Source organism: Cryobacterium cheniae, assembly GCF_004403395.1.
Classification (GTDB): Bacteria; Actinomycetota; Actinomycetes; order Actinomycetales; family Microbacteriaceae; genus Cryobacterium; species Cryobacterium cheniae.
Map to the genome: position 1 here is coordinate 256,242 of NZ_SOGN01000044.1, position 20,927 is coordinate 277,168.

Annotated in this window: 21 protein-coding genes; 1 reads left to right on the plus strand and 20 read right to left on the minus strand. The window is 67.8% G+C overall.

What is annotated here, in order from left to right; translation table 11 throughout:
* Positions 1-2 precede the first annotated feature (2 nt).
* The 19 genes from lspA to E3T23_RS10760 form a co-directional block, all read right to left on the minus strand.
* Positions 3-560, minus strand: coding sequence for a signal peptidase II (gene lspA, locus E3T23_RS10670; protein WP_241977838.1), 558 nt, complete (start codon positions 558-560; stop codon positions 3-5).
* Complete coding sequence (locus tag E3T23_RS10675; RefSeq protein WP_134370339.1) at positions 550-1,170, minus strand: DivIVA domain-containing protein; 621 nt, start codon at positions 1,168-1,170, stop codon at positions 550-552. The genes lspA and E3T23_RS10675 overlap by 11 nt, the downstream gene beginning before the upstream one ends.
* A gap of 144 nt (positions 1,171-1,314) precedes the next feature.
* Positions 1,315-1,611, minus strand: coding sequence for a YggT family protein (locus E3T23_RS10680; protein WP_134370340.1), 297 nt, complete (start codon positions 1,609-1,611; stop codon positions 1,315-1,317).
* 8 nt (positions 1,612-1,619) lie between these two features.
* Complete coding sequence (locus E3T23_RS10685; RefSeq protein WP_134370341.1) at positions 1,620-2,186, minus strand: cell division protein SepF; 567 nt, start codon at positions 2,184-2,186, stop codon at positions 1,620-1,622.
* A gap of 35 nt (positions 2,187-2,221) precedes the next feature.
* The gene (locus E3T23_RS10690) at positions 2,222-2,935 is read right to left on the minus strand and encodes a YggS family pyridoxal phosphate-dependent enzyme (protein ID WP_241977840.1); all 714 of its coding nucleotides are present in this window, start codon (positions 2,933-2,935) and stop codon (positions 2,222-2,224) included.
* Between the two features lie 16 nt (positions 2,936-2,951).
* A complete protein-coding gene (gene ftsZ, locus E3T23_RS10695; RefSeq protein ID WP_134370342.1) occupies positions 2,952-4,130 on the minus strand; it encodes a cell division protein FtsZ in 1,179 nt (392 codons plus the stop codon).
* Between the two features lie 130 nt (positions 4,131-4,260).
* Positions 4,261-5,322, minus strand: a complete 1,062-nt coding sequence (locus E3T23_RS10700) for a cell division protein FtsQ/DivIB (RefSeq protein ID WP_134370343.1) — start codon at positions 5,320-5,322, stop codon at positions 4,261-4,263.
* A 13-nt stretch (positions 5,323-5,335) separates the two neighbouring features.
* Entirely contained in the window at positions 5,336-6,733 is a 1,398-nt protein-coding gene (gene murC, locus E3T23_RS10705) for a UDP-N-acetylmuramate--L-alanine ligase (protein WP_134370344.1), read from the minus strand.
* Between the two features lie 74 nt (positions 6,734-6,807).
* Positions 6,808-7,878 (minus strand): UDP-N-acetylglucosamine--N-acetylmuramyl-(pentapeptide) pyrophosphoryl-undecaprenol N-acetylglucosamine transferase, encoded by a 1,071-nt coding sequence (locus tag E3T23_RS10710; RefSeq protein WP_134370345.1) that lies wholly within the window; start codon positions 7,876-7,878, stop codon positions 6,808-6,810.
* Complete coding sequence (ftsW, locus tag E3T23_RS10715) at positions 7,875-9,158, minus strand: putative lipid II flippase FtsW (protein ID WP_134370346.1); 1,284 nt, start codon at positions 9,156-9,158, stop codon at positions 7,875-7,877. The genes E3T23_RS10710 and ftsW overlap by 4 nt, the downstream gene beginning before the upstream one ends.
* Positions 9,127-10,698, minus strand: a complete 1,572-nt coding sequence (gene murD, locus E3T23_RS10720; RefSeq protein ID WP_134370347.1) for a UDP-N-acetylmuramoyl-L-alanine--D-glutamate ligase — start codon at positions 10,696-10,698, stop codon at positions 9,127-9,129. Before murD ends, ftsW begins: the two co-directional genes overlap by 32 nt.
* On the minus strand, positions 10,683-11,774 hold the full coding sequence (gene mraY, locus E3T23_RS10725) for a phospho-N-acetylmuramoyl-pentapeptide-transferase (protein ID WP_134370348.1): 1,092 nt from the start codon (positions 11,772-11,774) through the stop codon (positions 10,683-10,685). Before mraY ends, murD begins: the two co-directional genes overlap by 16 nt.
* Positions 11,771-13,183 (minus strand): UDP-N-acetylmuramoyl-tripeptide--D-alanyl-D-alanine ligase, encoded by a 1,413-nt coding sequence (locus tag E3T23_RS10730; RefSeq protein ID WP_134370349.1) that lies wholly within the window; start codon positions 13,181-13,183, stop codon positions 11,771-11,773. Before E3T23_RS10730 ends, mraY begins: the two co-directional genes overlap by 4 nt.
* Positions 13,184-14,728 carry a Mur ligase family protein gene (locus E3T23_RS10735; RefSeq protein ID WP_134370350.1) on the minus strand — a complete coding sequence of 515 codons (1,545 nt, stop codon included), beginning with the start codon at positions 14,726-14,728 and terminating at the stop codon, positions 13,184-13,186.
* A 13-nt stretch (positions 14,729-14,741) separates the two neighbouring features.
* Entirely contained in the window at positions 14,742-16,532 is a 1,791-nt protein-coding gene (locus tag E3T23_RS10740; RefSeq protein WP_241977841.1) for a peptidoglycan D,D-transpeptidase FtsI family protein, read from the minus strand.
* Between the two features lie 113 nt (positions 16,533-16,645).
* Positions 16,646-17,239, minus strand: a complete 594-nt coding sequence (gene ftsL, locus E3T23_RS10745) for a cell division protein FtsL (RefSeq protein ID WP_134370351.1) — start codon at positions 17,237-17,239, stop codon at positions 16,646-16,648.
* Entirely contained in the window at positions 17,236-18,189 is a 954-nt protein-coding gene (rsmH, locus tag E3T23_RS10750) for a 16S rRNA (cytosine(1402)-N(4))-methyltransferase RsmH (RefSeq protein WP_134370352.1), read from the minus strand. Before rsmH ends, ftsL begins: the two co-directional genes overlap by 4 nt.
* A 96-nt stretch (positions 18,190-18,285) precedes the next feature.
* The gene (mraZ, locus tag E3T23_RS10755; RefSeq protein WP_134370353.1) at positions 18,286-18,717 is read right to left on the minus strand and encodes a division/cell wall cluster transcriptional repressor MraZ; all 432 of its coding nucleotides are present in this window, start codon (positions 18,715-18,717) and stop codon (positions 18,286-18,288) included.
* Between the two features lie 257 nt (positions 18,718-18,974).
* Positions 18,975-19,358: a DUF3040 domain-containing protein gene (locus tag E3T23_RS10760; RefSeq protein ID WP_134370354.1), complete on the minus strand. Its 384-nt coding sequence runs from the start codon at positions 19,356-19,358 to the stop codon at positions 18,975-18,977.
* A gap of 74 nt (positions 19,359-19,432) precedes the next feature.
* Here E3T23_RS10760 and E3T23_RS10765 point away from each other — a divergent pair, with 74 nt between their 5' ends.
* Positions 19,433-20,554: a polyprenyl synthetase family protein gene (locus E3T23_RS10765; protein ID WP_134370355.1), complete on the plus strand. Its 1,122-nt coding sequence runs from the start codon at positions 19,433-19,435 to the stop codon at positions 20,552-20,554.
* 1 nt (position 20,555) lies between these two features.
* Here E3T23_RS10765 and E3T23_RS10770 read toward each other — a convergent pair whose 3' ends face one another.
* Positions 20,556-20,900: an Rv2175c family DNA-binding protein gene (locus E3T23_RS10770; protein ID WP_134370356.1), complete on the minus strand. Its 345-nt coding sequence runs from the start codon at positions 20,898-20,900 to the stop codon at positions 20,556-20,558.
* Positions 20,901-20,927 lie beyond the last annotated feature (27 nt).

A 20,927-nucleotide genomic window follows, 5' to 3' on the forward strand; every position in this document is an offset into this window, starting at 1 on the left:
AATCAGGGTGCTATCTGGGTGGGGGTGGACTCGGACGGGTCCGAGGCGTCGGCGCGCTGGCCATCGAGGCCGATCCCGCGGATGGTCAGGTACATGAAGATGACCATGCTCGACACGATCGCCATGTCGGCAACGTTGTAGATGGCGGGGATCAACCACGGCGTGGAGATGAAGTCGATCACGTGGCCGAGGCCGAAGGACGGCTCCCGCAGCAGGCGGTCGGTGAGATTGCCGAGCACGCCACCGAGCAGGAGCCCGAAGACCACAGACCAGGCCAGCGAACGGATGCGGCCGGCGAACCAGACGATGAGGACCACCACGGCCACGGCGATGATGGAGAAGATCCACGTCATGCCGGCTGCCATCGAAAAAGCAGCGCCCGGGTTCCGGACGAAGTGCATTTGCAGCACGTCACCCAGAACCCGGACGATGTCACCCTCGGCCAGCCTGCTGACGACGAGGTACTTGCTGATCTGATCCAGCGCGTAGATCCCCGCGGCGACGACGGCCAGGAGGATCAACGCACCGGGGCGCTTCTTCGTTCGGACCTTATGCGCCAAAGCTCTGGAAGCTCGGCTTCGCGGCGTTGCTCGACTCGACCGGCGACGTGGCGTCGAGCTCGTGAAGCTGCGTCTCGATGTAGCTCTTCAGCTTCTGGCGGTACTCGCGCTCGAAGGTGCGCAGGTCGTCGATCTTGCCTTCCAGGACGGAACGTTCCTGGTCGAGGATGGTGACCTGAGCGCGCTGCTTGGCCTCAGCCTCGGCAACGAGACGGGCGGCGGTGGCGTGTCCTTCGGCGATGAGGGCATCGCGCTTCTCGGCACCCTCCTTGACGTGCTCCTCGTGCAGGCGGCGGGCCAGCTGGAGAAGGTTGGTCGTGCCGGCGGTCTCGTCGACGGGCTCGGCGACGACCGGGGCGGCAATGGCGACGGGAGCCACGACGGGCTCCGCGACGACCTCGGGTGCCGGTGCGGCCTCGGCTGCGACGGCCGGCTCGCTCGCGCTGCCGGAGCTGACCCGGGCCTTGAGCTCCTCGTTCTCTGCCGTCAGTCGGCGAAGTTCGACGACGACCTCGTCGAGGAAGTCATCGACCTCGTCCTGATCGTATCCTTCACGAAACTTAGTCGACTGGAACCGCTTGTTGACTACATCTTCCGGAGTTAGCGCCATGGCTTTCCACCCTTAAAACTCGAGTTGCGAACAATCTGATTGCGTTCAACCAACGCTATCAAGCTCCGACGCATAGTCGGACCGCGTCAGCCCAGTTCGCCGTCGCACCAGAATACATGCCTGGTGCGGGGCGAGGGGTATCGGTCAGCGCATGAGCCCTGTGATCGACATGCCGACGATGACGCAGAGCATGGTGATGCTCCAGCCGAAGTCGAAGGCGATCGGACCGACACGAAGCGGCGGCAGGAGCCGCCGGAAGAACTTGATCGGCGGGTCGGTCAGGGAGTATGCCAACTCGGTCACGACGAGGAGGAAACCCTGCGGCCGCCAGGACCGGTTGACGCTGCGCACGAGGTCGATGATGAATCGGCCCCACATCACGAAGAAGTAGAGCAGGAGGGCGTAGTAGGCGATCGTACCGATCAGGCTGACGACGAACACGACGCTAGCTACGACTGCGCGAAGAAGGACGCCTCGGCTTCGGAGTCCTCCGCGGCATTGTCGCCGGACACGACAACGTGGGACGGGGAAAGCAGGAAGACCTTGGCCGTGACGCGCTCGATCTTGCCGTACAGACCCTGGGAGAGACCGCTGGCGAAGTCGATCAGGCGGCGCGCGTCGGCGTCGCTCATTTGGGACAGGTTGATGATGACCGGGATTCCATCGCGGAAGGATTCCGCGATCACCTGGGCGTCCTTGTACTGGCGCGGGTGGACGGTGAGGATTTCATTCATGTCTGAGGCAGCCACATTCTTGGGAGCGGAGGTCTTGCGCAGGGGTGTCACCGGTGCGCGACCGGCCGAGGCGGATGCGCCGGCCGAGTGCGACGACGACGCGGTCGACGCGGCGTGCGAAGAATTCGGGGCGGAGTGGGGCGCTGCGGCTTTCGCCGCCGCAGCGGTAGACGCCGTCGAGTGAGGGGCCGTCGACGCGGGCGCAGCAGCGGGCGCCTCGTACTCGAGTTCCTCGTCTGCCAGACCCAGGTAAACCATGGTCTTCTTGAGCGGGTTGGACATCTCGACCTCCGTGTTGGTGACTCTACTTATACAGATTAACCGGGTACCGGGCGATTCCCGGTGATTGCTGTGCCAATTCGAAGGTGTGTCGCCCCTTCGACGATCGCCTCCGCGTAGTCCTCAGACATGCCCATCGACAGGGATGTCGCGGTCGGGGCGAGCCGCTGGATCTGCTCACCCAGATCGCGGACCCGGGCGAAGGCCCGGCGCGGTTCGGCACCGAGAGGAGCCACCGCCATCAGCCCGAGCAACCGCAGTCCGGCCGTGGACAGCACTTGCTCGACGAGCGGGTGCAGGTCCCCCGGTGCCACTCCGCCGCGACCGGGGTCATCCGTCAGATTCACCTGCACGAAGCAGTCGACGACGGATTCCTCCGATCGCAGCGCATCAACCAGCGATCCACGATCCACGGAGTGGATGACATCGGCGTAGGCCCGCACCAGCCTGGCCTTCTTCCCCTGCACCTGGCCCACGAAATGCCAGGTGAGGTCGAGGCCGGCCAGGGCGGAGGCCTTGGCCTGCGCTTCCTGGTGGCGACTTTCCCCGAATTCCCGCACGCCGAGGGCGGCGAGTTCCTCGAGCAGCGAGACGGGCTGGAACTTGGTCACGACGATCGTCGTGAGAAGCGCCGGGTCGCGCCCGGCGGCGACGGCCGCGGCGGCGATCCCGCCCTGAACGGCGGTCAACCGCGCCGCGAGGCCGTCCGGTCCGGGCACGCCCGAAGCGTTCATCTCGCTGCCCTCGGCCATCTCGCTGCTGAGCGCACTACTTGAGGAAGTCCGGGATGTCCAGGTCGTCCGGGTCTTCCTCGAAGGCCGGGTCCGCGACGGCCGCACCGGGCTCAACGCCGGACCAGACCGACGATGCCGGGGAATCCGCGTAGGGAGCAGAGTCGTTCGCGCCGGTCGCCGCGGCGCCCGTCGTGCCCGCTCCGGCCGCGACACCGGCCGCGACGAGGTCCGCTCGGCGCACCTCGACGGCCTTGGCGCCGGGCTCGCCGCCGTCGAATCCGGCAGCGATGACGGTGACCCGCACCTCGTCGCCCAGGGTGTCGTCGATGACGGCACCGAAGATGATGTTGGCTTCCGGGTGAACAGCTTCCTGCACCAGTCGCGCGGCGTCGTTGATCTCGAAGATTCCGAGGTTGGAGCCACCCTGGATCGAGAGCAGCACCCCGTGGGCGCCGTCGATCGACGCCTCGAGCAGCGGGGAAGCGACGGCCAGTTCGGCCGCCTTGATGGCGCGGTCGGCACCGCGGGACGAGCCGATGCCCATCAGCGCGGAGCCGGCGCCCTGCATGACCGACTTGACGTCGGCGAAGTCGAGGTTGATCAAGCCGGGGGTGGTGATCAGGTCGGTGATGCCCTGCACGCCGGCGAGAAGAACCTGGTCTGCCGTGGCGAAGGCCTCCAGCATGCTGATTCCGCGGTCGCTGATCTCCAGCAGACGGTCGTTGGGCACGACGATGAGGGTGTCGACCTCGTTCTTGAGGGAGGCGACGCCGGCCTCGGCCTGAGCCTGGCGACGCTTGCCCTCGAAACCGAAGGGCTTGGTGACGACACCGATGGTGAGCGCGCCGATGGACTTGGCGATGCGGGCGACGACCGGCGCACCGCCGGTGCCCGTTCCACCACCCTCGCCGGCCGTGACGAAGACCATGTCCGCGCCGGCCAGGGCCTCTTCGATTTCTTCGGCGTGGTCCTCGGCGGCGCGGCGGCCGACCTCAGGATCGGCGCCGGCGCCGAGGCCGCGGGTGAGATCGCGGCCCACGTCGAGTTTGACGTCGGCGTCGCTCATGAGCAGCGCCTGGGCATCCGTGTTGATGGCGATGAACTCGACTCCGCGGAGGCCGAGCTCGATCATGCGGTTGACGGCGTTGACACCGCCGCCACCGATTCCAACAACCTTGATGACTGCGAGGTAGTTCTGATTTGTTGTTGACACGTCCGGCCTCCGGTGGAACCCTAAACCTCTTGTCGAAGTTTAAAGTTATGCTGAGTATGCAATTCCTGTTTAGAAAGTTATGCGCCAGTCGATCAGGCTTGGGGAGGCGCGCCCGCGTGTCGCGAAGATCTCAGCGCAGAACGGCACTATCCGGCGACGACACGTCGTATTCGCCGACGCTGCCGACCGGATGGCTGACGATCAGGGCCGCGAGCACGACCGCCTTGAAATCCGACTTCTCCGCGCTCCCCCATACGACGCGCGCCCCGCCCTCGAGCGTGAGGGTGACGTCGTCCGTGGTGGCGGCCGTGACGGTGTCGAGGGCGGAACGGATGTCCGGCGGCAGAGCAGCGATCACAGCGGTCGCCGCCCGGAAACCGGCGCTGCCGACTCCGGCCCGAGCATCGATGGTGGCATAGCCGGCCGGGCGCTCCACGCTGCTCTGGATGACTACCCCGGCGGCGTCGACCAGGTCGAAGCCGGCCGCGGTCACGAGGGCACCGAGGGGCTCACGCTCGACGATGCGCACCACCAGGGTGCTCGGGGGCCGGCTCTCGGTGACGTAGCTCTGGATCAGGGTGAAGGCGGAGAGGTTTTCTTTCACCTCGGCGAAGTCCACCAGCGGCAGCGGCGTGCCCAGCTGGCCGCCGAGGGCGGACTGGATCTGCTCGGCGGGCACCCGGTTCGCCCCGACGACCTCGATCGTGCGCAGCGCCATCAGCGGCGAAAAGGTGCCGACGAGCACGAAGGCCACGAGCGTGGCCAGGATGCCGAGCGCGGCCAGCCAGAGGTTGCGCCGCCGACGGGACCGCCAGGTGAAACGTCGCACTTCCTCGCGTTCGTAGAGCTTGCGGGCTCGACGGGCGGCCCGGAACTTGCGCTTGGCCCCGGCGGGAGTCAGCGGAGCGTCGCCGGGCTCATCGGGCTCGGGAGCGGAGGCCGCGCGCAGGCGGGACACGGGCGCGATCGGGTCGGTGGCTGCCGGTAGCGTGATCGGTTCGGTGCTCGTGTGATCGCTGTGCTCGGTCGGCTTGCGACCGGCGGGCTTGCGACCGGCGGGCTGGTGACCGGTCGCTCTGGCAGGCGCCGTCTTCGCCGTCGGTGCGGGCGCAGTCTTCGCCGGGGTCGTTTTCGGCCCGGAGGCCCGCTCCTCGCCTCCCGCGGGGCGGTCGTAGCCCTCGGGCCGTTTCATGCTCTGCTGCGGGTCATCCGCGCGCCTGCGTGAGCGAGGCGAGCAGCTGGGGAACGATCCGGTAGACGTCACCGCAGCCGAGGGTGACGACGAAGTCGCCTTCCTCGGCGATCGAGGCGACGTAGTCGGCGGCCTCCTGCCAGTCCGGAACGTAGACGACCTTGGCGGTATCGGTGAACCGGTCGGAGACGAGAGCCCCGGTGACGCCGGGCTCGGGGTCTTCGCGGGCGCCGTATACGGCGAGGACGACGGTCTGGTCCGCCTTCTCCTCGAGGGTCTGCGCGAATTCCTGGGCGAACAGTCGGGTGCGGCTGTAGAGGTGCGGCTGGTGCACGGCGATGATCCGGCCGCTGCCGACCACCGTGCGGGCGGCGGACAGCGCCGCGGCCACCTCGGTGGGGTGGTGGGCGTAGTCGTCGTAGACGCTGACCCCGCCCACGATGCCATGCAGTTCGAAGCGGCGCTCGGTGCCGCCGAACTCCGCGATGGCGGTCAAAGACGCCTCCGGGTCGAAGCCGAGACCGACGAGCACCGCGAAGGCGCCGGCGGCGTTGATCGCGTTGTGCCGGCCCGGGATCCGGAGCGTGGCGAAGTAGTCGTGCCCGGCCCAGGCCACGCCGAAGCGCACCGGTCCGTCGGTGACGACCGAGTGCACGCGCACGTCGGCCGCGGCATCCTCCCCGAAGGTGATGACCCGTTTGCCGGTCAGCTTGCCGGTCACGCTGACCGCGCCGGCGTCGTCGGAGGAGATGACCACGAACTCGGTGGCGTTCTGCGCGAACTCGACGAACGCGGACTCGAACGCCTCGAGCGATCCGTAGTGGTCGAGGTGGTCGGGGTCGACGTTGGTGACCAGGGCCACGGCCGTGTTGTAGAGCAGGAACGAGCCGTCCGACTCGTCGGCTTCGACGACGAAGAGGTCGTCGGTGCCCGCGCCCGCCGACACACCGAGCGATTCGATCACGCCGCCGTTGACGAAGCTGGGATGCGTCCCGAGGCCGAGCAGACCGGTCACGATCATCCCGGTCGAGGTGGTCTTGCCGTGAGCACCGGCGACGGCGACAAGACGGTGCTTCTCAATCAGCCAGGCGAGCGCCTGGGAACGGTGCAGCACGGGGAGGCCGCGCTCATTCGCCAGCACGTATTCCGGGTTGTCCTGCCACAGGGCCCCCGTGACGACGAGACTGTCGGCGTCACCGACGTTCTCGGCGGCGTGGCCGATCGAGATGCGCGCTCCCAGCTTGCGCAGGGCGAGCACGTTGTCGGACTCCCGCACATCCGAGCCGGTCACGGTGTGGCCGGCGGCGAGGAACAACCGTGCGATCCCGCTCATCCCGGAGCCGCCGATGCCCACGAAATGCACCGTGCCGAGATCACGGGGAATGGTGAGGTTCAGGTCGGGCTTGATCACGGTTGCTGGCTCTTCTCAGTTGGAGACGAATGCGGGTGTGCGTTCTGGTGCTGGAACAACGTTAGTCGTTGCGGCTACGCGAGGGCGGCGTGGATAAAGTCGGTCATCCGCTCCGAGCCGTCACGTCCGCCGGCGGATGCCGCGGCAACGCCCATCCGGCGCACGCGCTCCCGGTCGGTGAGTACCGGAACGAGCTCGCCCTGTACCCAGGCCGGAAGGAAGTCCGCATCGTCGACGAGGATCCCGCCCCCGGCGCGCACGACATCCGCCGCGTTGAAGCGCTGCTCGCCGTTGCCGACGGGGTACGGCACGTAGACGGCCGGGATGCCGAGGGCGCTCAGTTCGCACACGGTGCCCGCTCCGGCCCGGGACACCGCGAAGTCGGCCGCGGAGAGCGCCAGGTCCATCCGGTCACAGTAGGAGATCAGGCGGTAGTGCGGGAGCCCTGGGTCGGTCACCTCCGACTTCTCGCCCGTGATGTGCAGCACCTGCCAGCCGACCCCGATCAGGGCGGCGGCCGACGCGGCGATGGTGCTGTTCAGGCGCCGCGCGCCCAGCGATCCGCCGGTGACCAGCAGCGTGGGGCGGTCCGCGTCGAGGCCGAAGAACGCCAGGGCGTCCGGGCGCGCCTGCACCCGGTCGAGGTCGGCGATCTCGGGCCGCAGCGGCATCCCGACGACGTGCGGGTGGCGGATCCGGGTGCCGGGAAAGACAACCCCGACGTGACGGGTGAACCAGGCCCCGAGCCGATTGGCCAGTCCGGCCCGAAAATTGGCCTCGTGGATCACGATCGGCACGCCGGCCCGGCGCGCGGCGAAGTAGGCGGGGGTCGAGACGTAGCCGCCGAACCCGACGACAACGTCGACCTGGCGGGACCGGATCAGGGCGGCCAGGTCACCCACGGCCCGGTTCAGCCGTGGTAGGAACGACAGGGCCTGCCGGTTCGGCCGGCGTGGGAACGGCAGGCGGGGAACGAAGACGAGCTCGTAACCGCGGGCGGGCACCAGACGGGCCTCGAGGCCTTCCCGGGTGCCGAGAACGATGACCTTCGCCTCCGGATCCCGGTTCATGATGGTGTCGGCGACGGCCAGCAGGGGGTTGACATGGCCGGCGGTTCCACCGCCGGCCAGCAGATAGGTGGTCACTGTTCGACTCCTGACGTGTCGGTTGACGTCGTGGTGCGCCGCGGCTGGCTCACGTGGTCGCCCCGGGTGAATGAGAGCACGATGCCGATCGCGCCGAGGGTCGTGAGCAGGGCGGTGCCGCCGGCCGATACCAGCGGGAGCGGAACGCCCAGCACCGGGAACACGCCGAGAACCACGCCGATGTTGACGAACGCCTGGCCGATCAGCCAGACCAGCACGGCGGCGGTCGACACGCGGGCCTGCAGACTCGTGCTGCTGCGCATGACCCGCAGGAACGCGAGGGCCAGCAGGATGAACATGAACAGGACGACGATGGCCCCGATCAGTCCGAGTTCCTCGCCGACGATGGCGAAGATGTAGTCGTTGTCGGCCGCCGGCAGCCAGGACCACTTCGCCTTGGAATTGCCGAGTCCAACGCCGAAGATCCCGCCGTTGGCGAGGGCCCAGGTGCCGTGCAGCGGCTGCCAGCAGGGCGCCGAGATGGGGCCGTCGACCTCATCGCAGCCGGCCCCCATGAAGCTCAGGATGCGGGTCATCCGGTTCGAGCTCGTCAACGCCATCAGCCCAGCGAGCAGGAGTCCGGCGGCGAGGGGCACCGCGAGGAGGCGCAGTCGGACGCCGGCGAAAAACAGGGATCCGAACAGGATCCCGGCCATGATCATGACGGTTCCGAGGTCGCCGCCGATGAGAACCAGCATCACGGCGCCGCCGCCCACGCCGAAGACGGGGATGTAGACGTGGCGCCAGTCGTCGAGCCGGTTCTCCTTCTGCGACAGGATCATACCCAGCCAGACCACGAGCGCGAGTTTGATCGCCTCGGAGGGCTGGAACTGGACTCCGCCGATCGACAGCCAGTTGGTGTTGCCGGCCACCTCGATGCCCAACGGTGTGAACACCACCAGGGACTGCATGAGGCAGGCGACGATGAGCATCGGCCAGGCCACGCGCCGCCAGAATTTGAGAGGCAGACGGCTGATTATCAGCATCAGGGGTACCCCGACCAGCGCGAATACGCCCTGGCGCAGCACGGTGCCGAAGAAGCCCGTGTTCTCCAGGTATGAATCGACCGAGGAGGACGAGAGCACCATGACGAGGCCGAATACGACGAGGAACAGGGTCGTGCCGAGAAGCAGGAAATAGCTCGCGGACTCCGCCTTGAACACCCGGCCGAAATGAATCCGGGCGGACGCGACCTGGGCCGCGGCATCAGACCGGGCGGACCGGGCGGGGGCGACGGGCGCGGCCTGCCTAGGCGCCGGGGGCCTGGGCGGAGTCTTCATCCGCCTCACCTCCCAGGTGATCCCGTACGGCCTCTGCGAACAACCGGCCCCGATGGGCGTAGTCGGTGAACTGGTCCATGGATGCCGCGGCCGGGGCCAGCAACACCACGTCGCCGGTTTCGGCGAGACCGGCCGCGAGCCGGACCGCGCCCGGCATCACCTCACCAGTGTCGTCGGCGTCGATCTCGAATACCGGCAGCTCCGGCGCGTGTCGCGCGAATGCGTCCCGCAGCACGGAACGGTCGACGCCGATGATCACGGCCCCGCGCAGGTGGTCGACGTGCCGGGCCACCAGATCGTCGACGTCCACGCCCTTGAGCAGGCCGCCGACCAACCAGACGATGTTCTCGAAGGCCGTGAGCGAGGCATCCGCCGCATGCGGGTTGGTGGCCTTCGAGTCATCGATCCAGCGGATGCCGGCGGACTCGGCCACGATCTCGATCCGGTGCGCGTCGAGGCGGAAGCTCTCGAGGGCGTCGTGGATGACGTCGGGAGCGACGCCGAACGACCGGGCGAGGGCGCTGGCGGCGAGGATGTCGGCCAGCAGGTGCGGCGCGCTGAGCCCGCGCGCCCGGAGTTCCGGGGTGGTCGTGATCTCGATCGCCGTCTCGAACCGGTCCTCGTGGAACGCGCGGTCGCAGAGGATGCCCTCGACGATGCCGAAGTCGCTGGGGCCGGGAACGCCGAGCCCGAAGCCGATCGCCCGGGCGCCTTCCTGCACGTCGGCGTCCTCGACCATCCGAATGGTCGCGGCATCCGCCTTGTTGTAGACGCAGGCCACCTGGGTGTTCGCGTAGACGGTCGCTTTCGCGTCACGGTACGCCTCGGCGGAACCGTGCCAGTCGAGGTGGTCGTCGGCGATGTTGAGGCAGACGCTGGAGAACGGCACGAGGGCGCCGGGACCGGTGCGGGGCAGGTGGTGCAGCTGGTAGCTGGAGAGCTCGACCACGAGGACGTCCCAACCCTGAGGGTCGCGGACAGCGTCGAGCACGGGCACGCCGATGTTGCCGCAGGGAGCGACGCGCAAGCCGGCGGCGGCCAGCATGGTGGCCGTCAGCTGCACGGTCGTGGTCTTGCCGTTCGTCCCGGTGACGAGGATCCACTCGGCCGCGGGCCCGACCTTGTCGCGCAGGCGCCAGGCCAGTTCGATGTCGCCCCAGACCGGCACTCCGGCCTCGGCGGCCCAGACCAGCAGGGCGTGGTCCGGGTGGTAGCCGGGCGAGGCGATCAGAACCTCCGGCCGATGCCGGATCAGTTCGTCCGGCACGACGCCCGGTGCGGCCCGCACCAGTCCGGCGCCGATCACGTCGAGCAGGCGGACGGTGTCGGCGGGGGCGTCCCCCGCCACGACGAGCACCGCGGCACCGAGCTCGGCCAGGGTGTCGGCGGCCGCGAAGCCGGTCACGCCCAGTCCGAGCACGGCCACGCGCAGGCCGGACCAGTCGGAGTGCCAGCTGGTGAGTCCGTCGAGACGCGCGGCGTCGGGCGGGACGGAGCCGGGTTCGCCGGCGTGGCGACCGGCCACTAGCTGGCCAGCCATTCGAGGTAGAAGGTGCCGACGCCGGCGGACACGAGCAGCCCCCCGATGATCCAGAAGCGCACCACCACGGTGACCTCGGCCCAGCCCTTGAGCTCGAAGTGGTGGTGGATCGGGCTCATCAGGAAGATGCGGCGTCCGCGAGTCACCTTGAAGTAGGCCCGCTGCACGATGACGGATCCGGCCTCGATCACGAACAGGCCGCCGATCAGCACGAGCAGCAGTTCGGTGCGGCTGAGGATTGCCAGCGCCGCGAGGGCACCGCCGATGGCCAGCGAACCGGTGTCACCGAGGAAGATCTTCGCCGGGGAGGTGTTCCACCACAGGAAGCCGATCAGTCCGCCGACGATGGCCGCGGAGACGATGGCCAGGTCGAGCGGGTCGCGCACGTCGTAGGACCGGTAGAGGTCGGCCACGTCGGCTCCCCCGTAGCGGGCCTGATTGGACTGCCAGAAGCCGATCACGATGAACGCGCCGATCGAGAGGATCGACGACCCGGTGGCGAGCCCGTCCAGGCCGTCCGTGACATTGACGCCGTTGGACGTGGCCGCCACGATCAGGCAGATCCAGAGCACGAAGAGGGAAATGCCGACGATGCTGCCCAGCTGCATGAAGTCCAGCGGCAGGTCACGCAGGAAAGAGATCTGGGTGGACGCCGGCGTGACGCCGTAGGCGTTCGGGAACTGGATCGCGAGCACGGCGAACGTGCCCGCCACGAGGACCTGGCCGGTGATCTTCGCCCAGCCGCCGAGTCCGAGGCTGCGCTGGTTGCGCGTCTTCAGGAGGTCGTCGACGAAGCCGACCAGGCCGAGACCGACCATCATGAACAGCACCAGGAGCGGCGAAATCGGAATGTGCGTCCCGGTGATCCACATGGCCGAGAAATAACTGACCACGGTCCCGACGATGAGGACGATGCCGCCCATGGTGGCGGTTCCGCGTTTGGCGTGGTGGCTCTGCGGCCCGTCGTCGCGGATGAACTGTCCCCAGCCCAGCTTGTGGAACAGCCGGATGAACAGCGGCGTCAACGTCAGGGTGAAGAGGAGGGAGAAGGCCCCCGCCATCAGAAGTGCTCTCACGAGAACCACTCTCCCAGACGGTCGCCCAAAAAGCGCAGGCCGGCGGAATTGGATGACTTCACGAGCACCGTGTCCCCCGGTCGCACCGTGGCGCAGAGCAGGTCGAAGGCCTCGTCGGGATTCTCGACGAAGACCGACTCACCATCCCATGATCCCTCGTTGATGGTGCTGATGTGCATGCGTCGGGCGCCCCGCCCGACGACGACGAGCTGGGAGATATTGAGGCGCACGGCGAGCAGCCCGACGCGGTCGTGCTCTTCGCCGGCCAGTTCGCCCAGCTCGCTCATCTCGCCGAGCACGGCGATGGTGCGCCGGCCGGGAACATTGATCTGGGCGAGTGTCTTGAGCGCCGCCGTCATGGAGTCCGGGCTGGCGTTGTAGGCGTCGTTGATGACGGTCACCCCGTCGCGGCCGCCCATGACCTGCATGCGCCAGCGTTCGGCGGTCTGCACGGATTCGAGGGCGGAGACGATGTCGTCGATCGGGACCCCGAGGATCTCGGCGGCCGCGGCGGCGGCCAGGGCGTTCATCACATGGTGCTCGCCGAGCACCTGGAATGCCACCGTCCGGGACTCCCCCGACGCCAACTGCAGCGTGAAGGTGGTTCCGGACGCGGACGCGTGCACCGCGGTGGCGCGCACGCCCTCGTCGCCGTGCTGGCCGAACCAGACGATCCGGGCCGAGGTGGAAGCGGCCATGCCGGCGACGCGCGGATCGTCGGCATTCAACACGGCGACATCCGTCGCGAGCAGTTCGGTGACCATTTCGGTTTTCGCGAGGACGGTGGCCTCGATGCCGCCGAATTCGCCGGCGTGGGCGAGACCGACCTTGAGCACGATCCCGATGTCGGGACGGGCCATCTTGATCAGGCGGGCGATTTCGCCGATGGCGCTCGCACCCATCTCGGCCACCAGAAAACGGGTCTCGTGAGTCAGCTCGAGCATCGTCAGCGGGGCGCCGACCTCGTTATTGAAGGATGCGCGGGCCGCGACGGTCGGACCGACGCGTTCGAGCACGGCCCGAAGCAGGTTCTTCGTCGTGGTCTTGCCGTTGGACCCGGTGACGGCGACGATCTTGAGGTTGCCGGCCTCGCGTACGCGTGCCACGACGAAGGTGGCGAGGGCGCCGAGGGCGAGCACCACATCCGGCACCACGATCTGGGCCACGGGGAGGTCGAGGACACGCTCGACGATCAGCAGGGTGGCCCCGCGTTCGACGGCGGCCGGGGCGAAGAGGTGCCCGTCGGTCACCTCACCGGGCTTGGCCACGAAGATGGAGCCGGGCGCGGTGTCGCGCGAGTCGGTGTGCACCATTCCGTCAGTCACGGAGTCGGTGCTCAGGGAGGTTCCGTCGAGGTGGAGCGTACCGTCGACGGCGAGGGCGATCTGGCCGAGGGTCAGGGCGATCATCTACAGCCACCCTGCATCGCGCAGCGCCTGGCGGGAGTCGTCCCGGGCGGAGTAGGGAATCTTCACTCCGGCGACTTCGTGGTAATTTTCGTGGCCTGGTCCCGCGTACAAAATCGCGTCGCCTTCTTTCGCTAGGGAGAGCGCCGTACGGAACGCCGTGCGGGGATCCGGTACCTCATGGAACTCGCCGCCGGGCACGGCCTCTCTGGCGGCGCTGAGCAGGGTGGCACGGATGGCCGCGGGGTCCTCGAACCGAGGGTGGAAGTCGGTGATGACGACGACATCCGCCCCGCGGGCGGCGATCGCGCCCATATCCGCCCGTTTCGTGGCGTCGCGGTCGCCGTCGGCGCCGAAAACCATGATCAGGCGGCCGGGAGTGAATTTGCGGATGGCCGCGAGGGTGTTCAGGAACGCGTCCGGACTGTGGCCGTAGTCGATGTAGACGAGCGGGCCCGTGTCCCCGGAGATGCGCTCGGCGCGCCCGGGGATGTAAACGTCGATTCCGCCGTCACGGTCGAGGGAATGGGCGATCGCCTCGAGGTCGTAGCCGGATTCGACCAGCATCAGGATGGCCAGGGCCGCGTTGGCGGCCATGAACCAGCCGACCAGAGGGACCCTGGTCTGCAGGCGGCGACCTTCCGGTCCCTCGAGCAGGAACTCGGTGTCCAGCGCGCTTTCGGAGACGATGGACATGTGCCAGTCGGCGGCGACGTCCGGGTTACTGCTCAGGGTGGTGACCGGGATGCGGCACTCGTCGACGATCCGGCGGCCCCACTCGGAGTCGACCGTGATGACGCCCCGCCGGGAGCGGTCGGGCTGGAACAGCTCGAGTTTGGCCTGGAAGTACTCGTCGAGGCTCGCGTAATCGTCGAGGTGGTCGTGGCTCAGGTTCGTGAACCCGGCGACGTCGAAGACGAGTCCGTCCACGCGGTGACGGGTCAGCGCCTGCGCCGACACCTCGATGGCGACGGCGCGCACCTCTGCTTCCCGCATGCGGGAGAGGAGGGCGTGCAGCTCGGTTGCCTCCGGGGTCGTCAGCGAGCTCACCACGGCCAGGTCGCCGATGCGGCGCTCGGCCGTCGACGTGAGGCCGGATACGACGCCGAGCTGGTTGAGGAGGGCGAAGAGGAGGTAGACCACACTGGTCTTGCCGTTGGTGCCGGTGACCGCGAAGAGCGTGGCCGGGTTGTCGTCGGTGCGGTAGATCCAGGCGGCGACGGCTCCCAGCGCGGCACGCGCGTCCGGGGTCACCAGGATGGGCAGGCCGCTTCCGGCGGCCAGCAGCGCGCCGGCCTCATCGGTCAGGATCGCGACCGCGCCGGATTCGCGGGCGCCGGCGGCGTAGGACGCGCCATGACTGGCCCGTCCGGGCACGCCGACATAGAGGTCTCCGGGTTGAACGGTTCGGGAGCTCAGGCTCACTCCGGTGACCTCGAGGCCATCGACGTCGCCGATCACATACAGTTCGAATTCATCGGCTAGTCCCGACAACGATCTGGGGACCGGATGCTGAGGACGGAGAGCCGAGGGTGCCACTTCGGTCACGGGGCTCGCTTTCTTACCAGGTACCGGGAAGGGCAGGCGCGGTGGCGCCCGATGGGACCGCCCGGTACTTCTTCAGCACCTGACTCATGACCTCCTGGAAGATCGGAGCAGATGCGGCTGAAGAATTCAGTTTAACAGGATCGGCGAGGCTGACCGACACGACGTATTGCGGATCGTCGGCGGGCGCGAAGCCGGAGACCGATACCAGATACCCCTTGGTGTATCCACCCTGACCGTCGGGCATCTGCGCCGTCCCGGTCTTCGCCGCCACCCGGTAGCCCGGGATTGCCCACGTTTTGGCCAGCCAGGCCTTCTGGTAGACCATCTCGAGGATATCGGCGGTGTCGCGGGCGGCCTTGGCCGACACGACCGGGGTTCCGACGGCGCCCGGCACATCCGTCATGGTGCCGTCAGCGTGGCGACACCCGGCGACCAGCTGCACGGGCATCCGCACGCCGTTGTTGGCCAGGGTCTGGTACATGCTCGAAACCTGCAAAGCCGTCGTGGTCAGCCCCTGGCCGAACATGGTGGCGTACTTGGTCTGGTTGTCCCAGTCTTCATAGGGGCGCAGGGTGCCGGACTCCTCGGCGAGGAATCCCGATTCCGAGGCGGAGCCGACACCGAACCTGGTCATGTAGTCGTACCGCTGCTGGTCGCTGAGCAACTCGCCGAACTTCGACATGCCCGTGTTCGATGATTCGATCATCACGCCCGTCAGCGTGAGGTTCAGGTCGGCGTGGTTGGAGCTGTCGTTGACGTTGGCGCCGTTGGGCGGCAGGTACCGGTATGGCGCGACGACCCTCGACGCCGGGGTGGCCAGCCCGGCGTCGAGAACGGATGCCGTCGTCAGCGCCTTGAACGTCGAACCGGGCTCGAAGGGGGACGTGAAGGCCCGGGATCCGCGGTCGTCCGCCTCGGGGGTGCCATTGACGTTGTTGGGGTCGACGGAGGGGTAGTCCGCGACGGCCACAAGCTTGCCGGTCTTCACCTCCTGCACCACCACGTTGCCCCAGGCCGCGCCCGTGGCGACGGCCTGTTCAGCCAGCACCTGCTGCACGAACCACTGCAGGTCGGCGTCGATGGTCGTGACGATGTCACCGCCATCCTTGGCCTGAGCGGTGGTGACGGTGCTCTGGGGCAGCCGCACGCCGTCCGCGCCCTTTTCGTAGGTCTCGGTTCCGTTGGTGCTCGCGAGGCAGGCGTCCTGGCCGAGTTCGATGCCGGCCTGGGGCTCTCCCCCGGAGGAGACGAATCCGACCAGGTTGCCGGCCACGGCTCCGTCCGGGTAGACCCTGCCCGGGTTCTTCTCCGCGTACATCCATGGGATGTCGAGCTTGTCGATGGCGCGGAACACCGCGACGTCCACGGCCCGCATGACGACGGCGTAGTCGGAGTCCTTATCGGCGGCGAGGGATGCGGCGATGATCTGGAGGATCTCGTCGCCGGTCTGCCCGGTGATGGCGCCCACCTCCGCGGCCGCCTGCGCGACCGTCACGGTCACGTCACCGGTGTCGGTGCTGCGGTCGAATTCCCTGGCGTTCCGCGGGGACAGGGTGATGTTGTAGCGCATCACCGTGCCGGCCAGGACGACCCCGTTCGCGTCGACGATGTCCCCGCGGGATCCGAAGACGGGCTGCTCGACCGACCGGTTGCCCAGCGAATCGGCGCTCAGCGCTTCGGCGCGCACGACCTGGATGTCGATGAGCCTGACCACGAACACGGCAACGAAAACGAACAGGAACAGGATCGTCACGGCAGTGCGCCGCCTGCTGGACCGGGTGCTGAACCGGGTGCTGCTCGCCACCTGCGAATCCTTACTGCGGCCTGGGCCACGGGTTGGGCGCGTTCTGCGAACGAAACTGTTGGGAGGGAGGGCGCAGCGACACCCTTGATCGGGGTGGGCTGCACACGCGCGAGCTAGCGGGTCGTCGGCGTCGGTAAGGCGTTGGACTCCGCGGCCGGGGCGACCGCAGCGGGGCGCTCAGTCGTCGAACCGCCGACGCTGGCTCCCTGACCGGTGTTCTGCGGCAGATCCGTGACCAACGGTACGCCGGCCAGGAGCGAGTTCGGCACCAGACTCGCCGTACCGGCCTGGCTTCCGCTGGCGGAGGCCGGGGCGCCGAGCACGGCGCCGTCGGACAGGCGCAGGTACACCGGGTTGGAGTTGCTGACCATACCGAGCGCTTCCGCGTTCGCGGCCAGGCTCTGCGGGGACGACACCCGCACGAGGTCCTCGGTCACACTCTCCGCCGTGCGCCCGAGTTCGACCTGGCTGGCCTGCAGCCGGGACACCTCATAGGCGGACTGGGAGATCCCGACACTGAGCAGCAGCTGGGCGAGCACGATGGCCGCAACGCCGGTGACGGCCGAGAGGGCGTAGACGATCTTCGGACGCGCGTGTCGCTGGCTGCGCGGCGACACGATCTCGATGTGACGAGGCTCCGCCACCGGGGCGATGTCGGGGGTGGAGTCCCAGTTCGGTCGTAGGACGCGGGCGAGATTGTCACTCATGCGGCTCTCCTCAGTCGCTCGGCGGCGCGAAGGCGAACCGGCGTTGCGCGCGGGTTTTTCGCCTTTTCTTCATCCGAGGCCAGTTCGGCTCCTCGGATCAAAAGCTTGAACAGTGGTTTGTGTTCGGGCAGTTCGATCGGCAGTCCGGCGGGGGCGGTGGAGCCGGATGCCTTCGCCAGGATCTGCTTCACGATCCGGTCCTCGAGGGACTGGTAGGCCATGACGACGATGCGGCCACCGACGGCGACCGAGTCGAGCGCCGCGGGGATGGCGCGCTCGAGCACGGCGAGTTCCTGGTTGACCTCGATGCGCAGCGCCTGGAAGACCCGCTTCGCGGGATGGCCGGCGCGCTGAACGACGACCGGCGTGACGGCCGTGATCACGGCGACCAGCTGGGCCGACCGCACGAACGGGATGGTGTCCCTGGCCTCGACGATTGCCTTGGCGTAGCGGGCCGCCAGCTTCTCCTCGCCGTACTCATGGAAGATCCGGCGCAGTTCCTGCTCGCTGTAGGTGGCGAGGATGCGCTCGGCCGTCAGGTCGCTGGTGTTGTCCATGCGCATGTCCAGTGGAGCATCCTTGGAGTAGGAGAAGCCGCGCTCGACCCGGTCGAGCTGGAGCGAGGACACGCCGAGGTCGAAGAGCACCCCGGCCACCTCGGGGATGCCGAGGCCGGCCAGCGCGTCCTGGATTCCGTCGTAGACGGTGTGCACAAGGTGAACCCGGTCGCGGAACGGCTTCAGCCGCTCCTCGGCGATCGCGAGGGCGTCGAGGTCCCGGTCGAGTCCGACCAGGACCAGCTCGGGGAATCGCTGCAGGAATGCCTCGGCGTGCCCGCCCATGCCGAGCGTGGCGTCGACCAGGACGGCGCCGGGTCGTTCCAGTGCCGGGGCGAGCAGCTCGACGCAGCGGTCCAGCAGAACTGGGGTGTGGATGTCGTTGATGGCCATAGTCCCGGGTGGTTCCTGATTCCTGATCCCCATCCATTCGTCTCTGGCACCGGGGAAGTGTGTCAGGCAGAACGGCTGGGAGTCAGGCGTCAGGAGCTAGATGAGTCCCGGAATCACCTCCTCCGTGATGTTGGCGAATGAATCTTCCTGTTCGGAGAGGTACGCGTCCCACGCGGCGGAGTCCCAGATCTCGACCCGGTTGCCGGCGCCGATCACGGTGAGGTCCCGGTCGAGCCCGGCCCAGGCGCGCAGGTTCGCGGGAATGGTCACCCGGTTCTGCTTGTCGGGCTGCTCGGCGCTCGCGCCGGAGAACATCATCCGGCTGAAGGATCGCCCGCTCTGGTCCGTGAGCGGGGCCTGGGTGATCTTCGCGTAGTACTCCTCGAACTCCCGGGTCGTGAACACGTAGAGGCAGTTCTCCTGGCCCCGGGTCATGACGATTCCGGGAGACAGCTCGTCGCGGAATTTCGCGGGAAGGATGATGCGACCTTTTTCGTCGAGCTTGGGTGCATACGTGCCAAAGAACATTCATCCCCCCCTTCTCATCCGACCATGATCCGAATCATGCTCCACTTTACTCCACTTTGATCCACCAAACAGGGATTCCGCGGGATTTTTGGAGAAATTCTCCACGGTGACCCGCATGATTACGGGGAAGACCCCAGTGGAGGGAAATTCATCGTCAGAGACCGATCCAGGCCGTTTCCGGGCACAAAAAAAGGGCCGATCGAATGATCGGCCCTGTCTGAGTGGAGCGGTGAAACTCTGTAGCTATGCGGAGGAGGTTACTGCTGGCCGTCCTGGCGGCGATCCCAGCGTTCGTTCATGCGATCCATGAACCCGCGCTGCGACGAACGTTGCTGTTGGTTCGGCCGGGAGCGCGGAGCGGCGGCCGACATCCGCCGGGCGGACTTGCTGGGCGTGGTCGCGATCAGGACCCCGGCGAACATGACGATGAAGCCCAGGACACCGAGCCAGAGCTGCTGAATGGCGACGCCGGCGATGAGTCCGGCAATACCGGCGACGGCGGCCAGGACCCCGAGAGAAATCGAGCGGTAGTTGGGGCGGAGATCGCTGCCTCCGACGGTCGCTACGAAGTCGGCGTCATTGTGGTAAAGGCCGCGCTCCATCTCTTCGAGGAGTCGCTGCTCTTGTTCCGAAAGCGGCATCTCATTCCTCCTGTTTGGGATCGAGCTGATTACCGTTCCGAGTCTAACCCCGCCGTCATGGCTAGGCTAGGCAGGTGGCGCAAAGCAATCATCTGATCGAACTGGTTCATTCTCGCATCGACGAGTTCCTCGAAACCCGTCAACCAATTGTGACTTCTGTCAGCCCCGATCTCACGCCACTGCTGGAGTTCTCACGGCAGTTTCTCAGCGGTGGCAAGCGTTTCCGGGCCCTGTTCTGTTACTGGGGCTGGCAGAGCGTCGGCACCGGTGGACCGGTCGGGTCCGGCCCGGATTCTGCCCGCTCCGGAGCCGCGTCGGCGCCGGTCATCTCCGCGGCGGCGGCCCTGGAAATCTTCCATGCGGCGGCCCTCGTCCACGACGACATCATCGACAATTCGGACACCCGGCGCGGCGCGGCTTCCGCCCACAAACTCTTCGAGGGCATGCACGTCCGGAGCGGCTGGGCCGGGAACCAGGTCGAGTTCGGCCGGGCGGCCGGAATCCTCCTCGGCGACCTCCTGCTGGGTTGGAGCGATGAGCTGCTCGACGAGGGGCTCGCCGCAGCCCCCGACGCGGCGGCCGCGGCCAGGGCTCGGATCGAGTTCAACCGGATGCGCACCGAGGTCACCGTGGGCCAGTACCTCGACATTCTCGAGGAACGCGCCTGGCTCACCCAGCCCGAAACGGAGCTCTTCGACCGGGCGCTGCGGGTCATCGTCTTCAAATCGGCCAAGTACAGCGTGCAGGCGCCGCTCGTGATCGGCGCGGCCCTGGCCGGCGCGGACGCGGAGCACCTCGACGCCCTGCGCGCGTTCGGACTGCCGCTCGGCATCGCCTTCCAGCTCCGCGACGACCTGCTCGGGGTGTTCGGCGACGCCTCCGTCACCGGCAAGCCGAGCGGCGACGACCTTCGTGAGGGCAAACGCACCGTGCTGGTCGCGCTGGCACGCGAGAACCTGACGGACACGGCTCGCACGAACCTGGACGGGCTTCTCGGCGACCCGCTGCTGACGGAAACCCAGATCGGGATGCTGCAGCGCACCATCCTGGACAGCGGCGCCGTCGAACGGATCGAGGCCCTCATCCTCGCCAACGTCGCCGAGGCCCTGGCCGCCCTCGAGGGATCACCGATCAGCGGCGCGGTCACGACGCGTTTGACGGAGCTGGCCGAGACGGTGACCCGCCGCGCTTTCTAGGTCAGGCGAGGGCCTGGGCGACCCGGCGCACCTCGGCCTTGCGGCCCGCAAGCAGCGCCTGCACCGGGGGGACGCCCAGGCTGTCGTCCACCTCGATCAGCCAGCGCATCGCCTGCTCATCGCTGAAGCCGTCGTCGGAGAGCACGATCAGCGTGCCGCGCAGCTCGGGCAGCGGCGCCCCGTCCCGGATGAACGCGGCCGGAACCTGCAGCGGACCGTTGTCTCGGCGGATGGCGAGGAGCTGCTTGTCGTCGATCAGCTGACGCACGCGGCTCTGGCTGACGCCGAGCACTCGGACGAGGTCGGGGATGGACAGCCACTCTTGATCTGAAAAAGATTCGGTCACCTGACAAGCCTCCCATGATTCGCGAAG

Excerpts from the sequence above, each read along its gene's own strand:
- E3T23_RS10675 (WP_134370339.1), bottom strand. The coding sequence starts at position 1,170 with ATGGCGCTAACTCCGGAAGATGTAGTCAACAAGCGGTTCCAGTCGACT.
- E3T23_RS10685 (WP_134370341.1), bottom strand. The coding sequence starts at position 2,186 with ATGTCCAACCCGCTCAAGAAGACCATGGTTTACCTGGGTCTGGCAGAC.
- E3T23_RS10690 (WP_241977840.1), bottom strand. The coding sequence starts at position 2,935 with ATGGCCGAGGGCAGCGAGATGAACGCTTCGGGCGTGCCCGGACCGGAC.
- E3T23_RS10700 (WP_134370343.1), bottom strand. The coding sequence starts at position 5,322 with ATGAAACGGCCCGAGGGCTACGACCGCCCCGCGGGAGGCGAGGAGCGG.
- ftsW (WP_134370346.1), bottom strand. The coding sequence starts at position 9,158 with ATGAAGACTCCGCCCAGGCCCCCGGCGCCTAGGCAGGCCGCGCCCGTC.
- murD (WP_134370347.1), bottom strand. The coding sequence starts at position 10,698 with ATGGCTGGCCAGCTAGTGGCCGGTCGCCACGCCGGCGAACCCGGCTCC.
- E3T23_RS10730 (WP_134370349.1), bottom strand. The coding sequence starts at position 13,183 with ATGATCGCCCTGACCCTCGGCCAGATCGCCCTCGCCGTCGACGGTACG.
- ftsL (WP_134370351.1), bottom strand. The coding sequence starts at position 17,239 with ATGAGTGACAATCTCGCCCGCGTCCTACGACCGAACTGGGACTCCACC.
- rsmH (WP_134370352.1), bottom strand. The coding sequence starts at position 18,189 with ATGGCCATCAACGACATCCACACCCCAGTTCTGCTGGACCGCTGCGTC.
- mraZ (WP_134370353.1), bottom strand. The coding sequence starts at position 18,717 with ATGTTCTTTGGCACGTATGCACCCAAGCTCGACGAAAAAGGTCGCATC.
- E3T23_RS10760 (WP_134370354.1), bottom strand. The coding sequence starts at position 19,358 with ATGCCGCTTTCGGAACAAGAGCAGCGACTCCTCGAAGAGATGGAGCGC.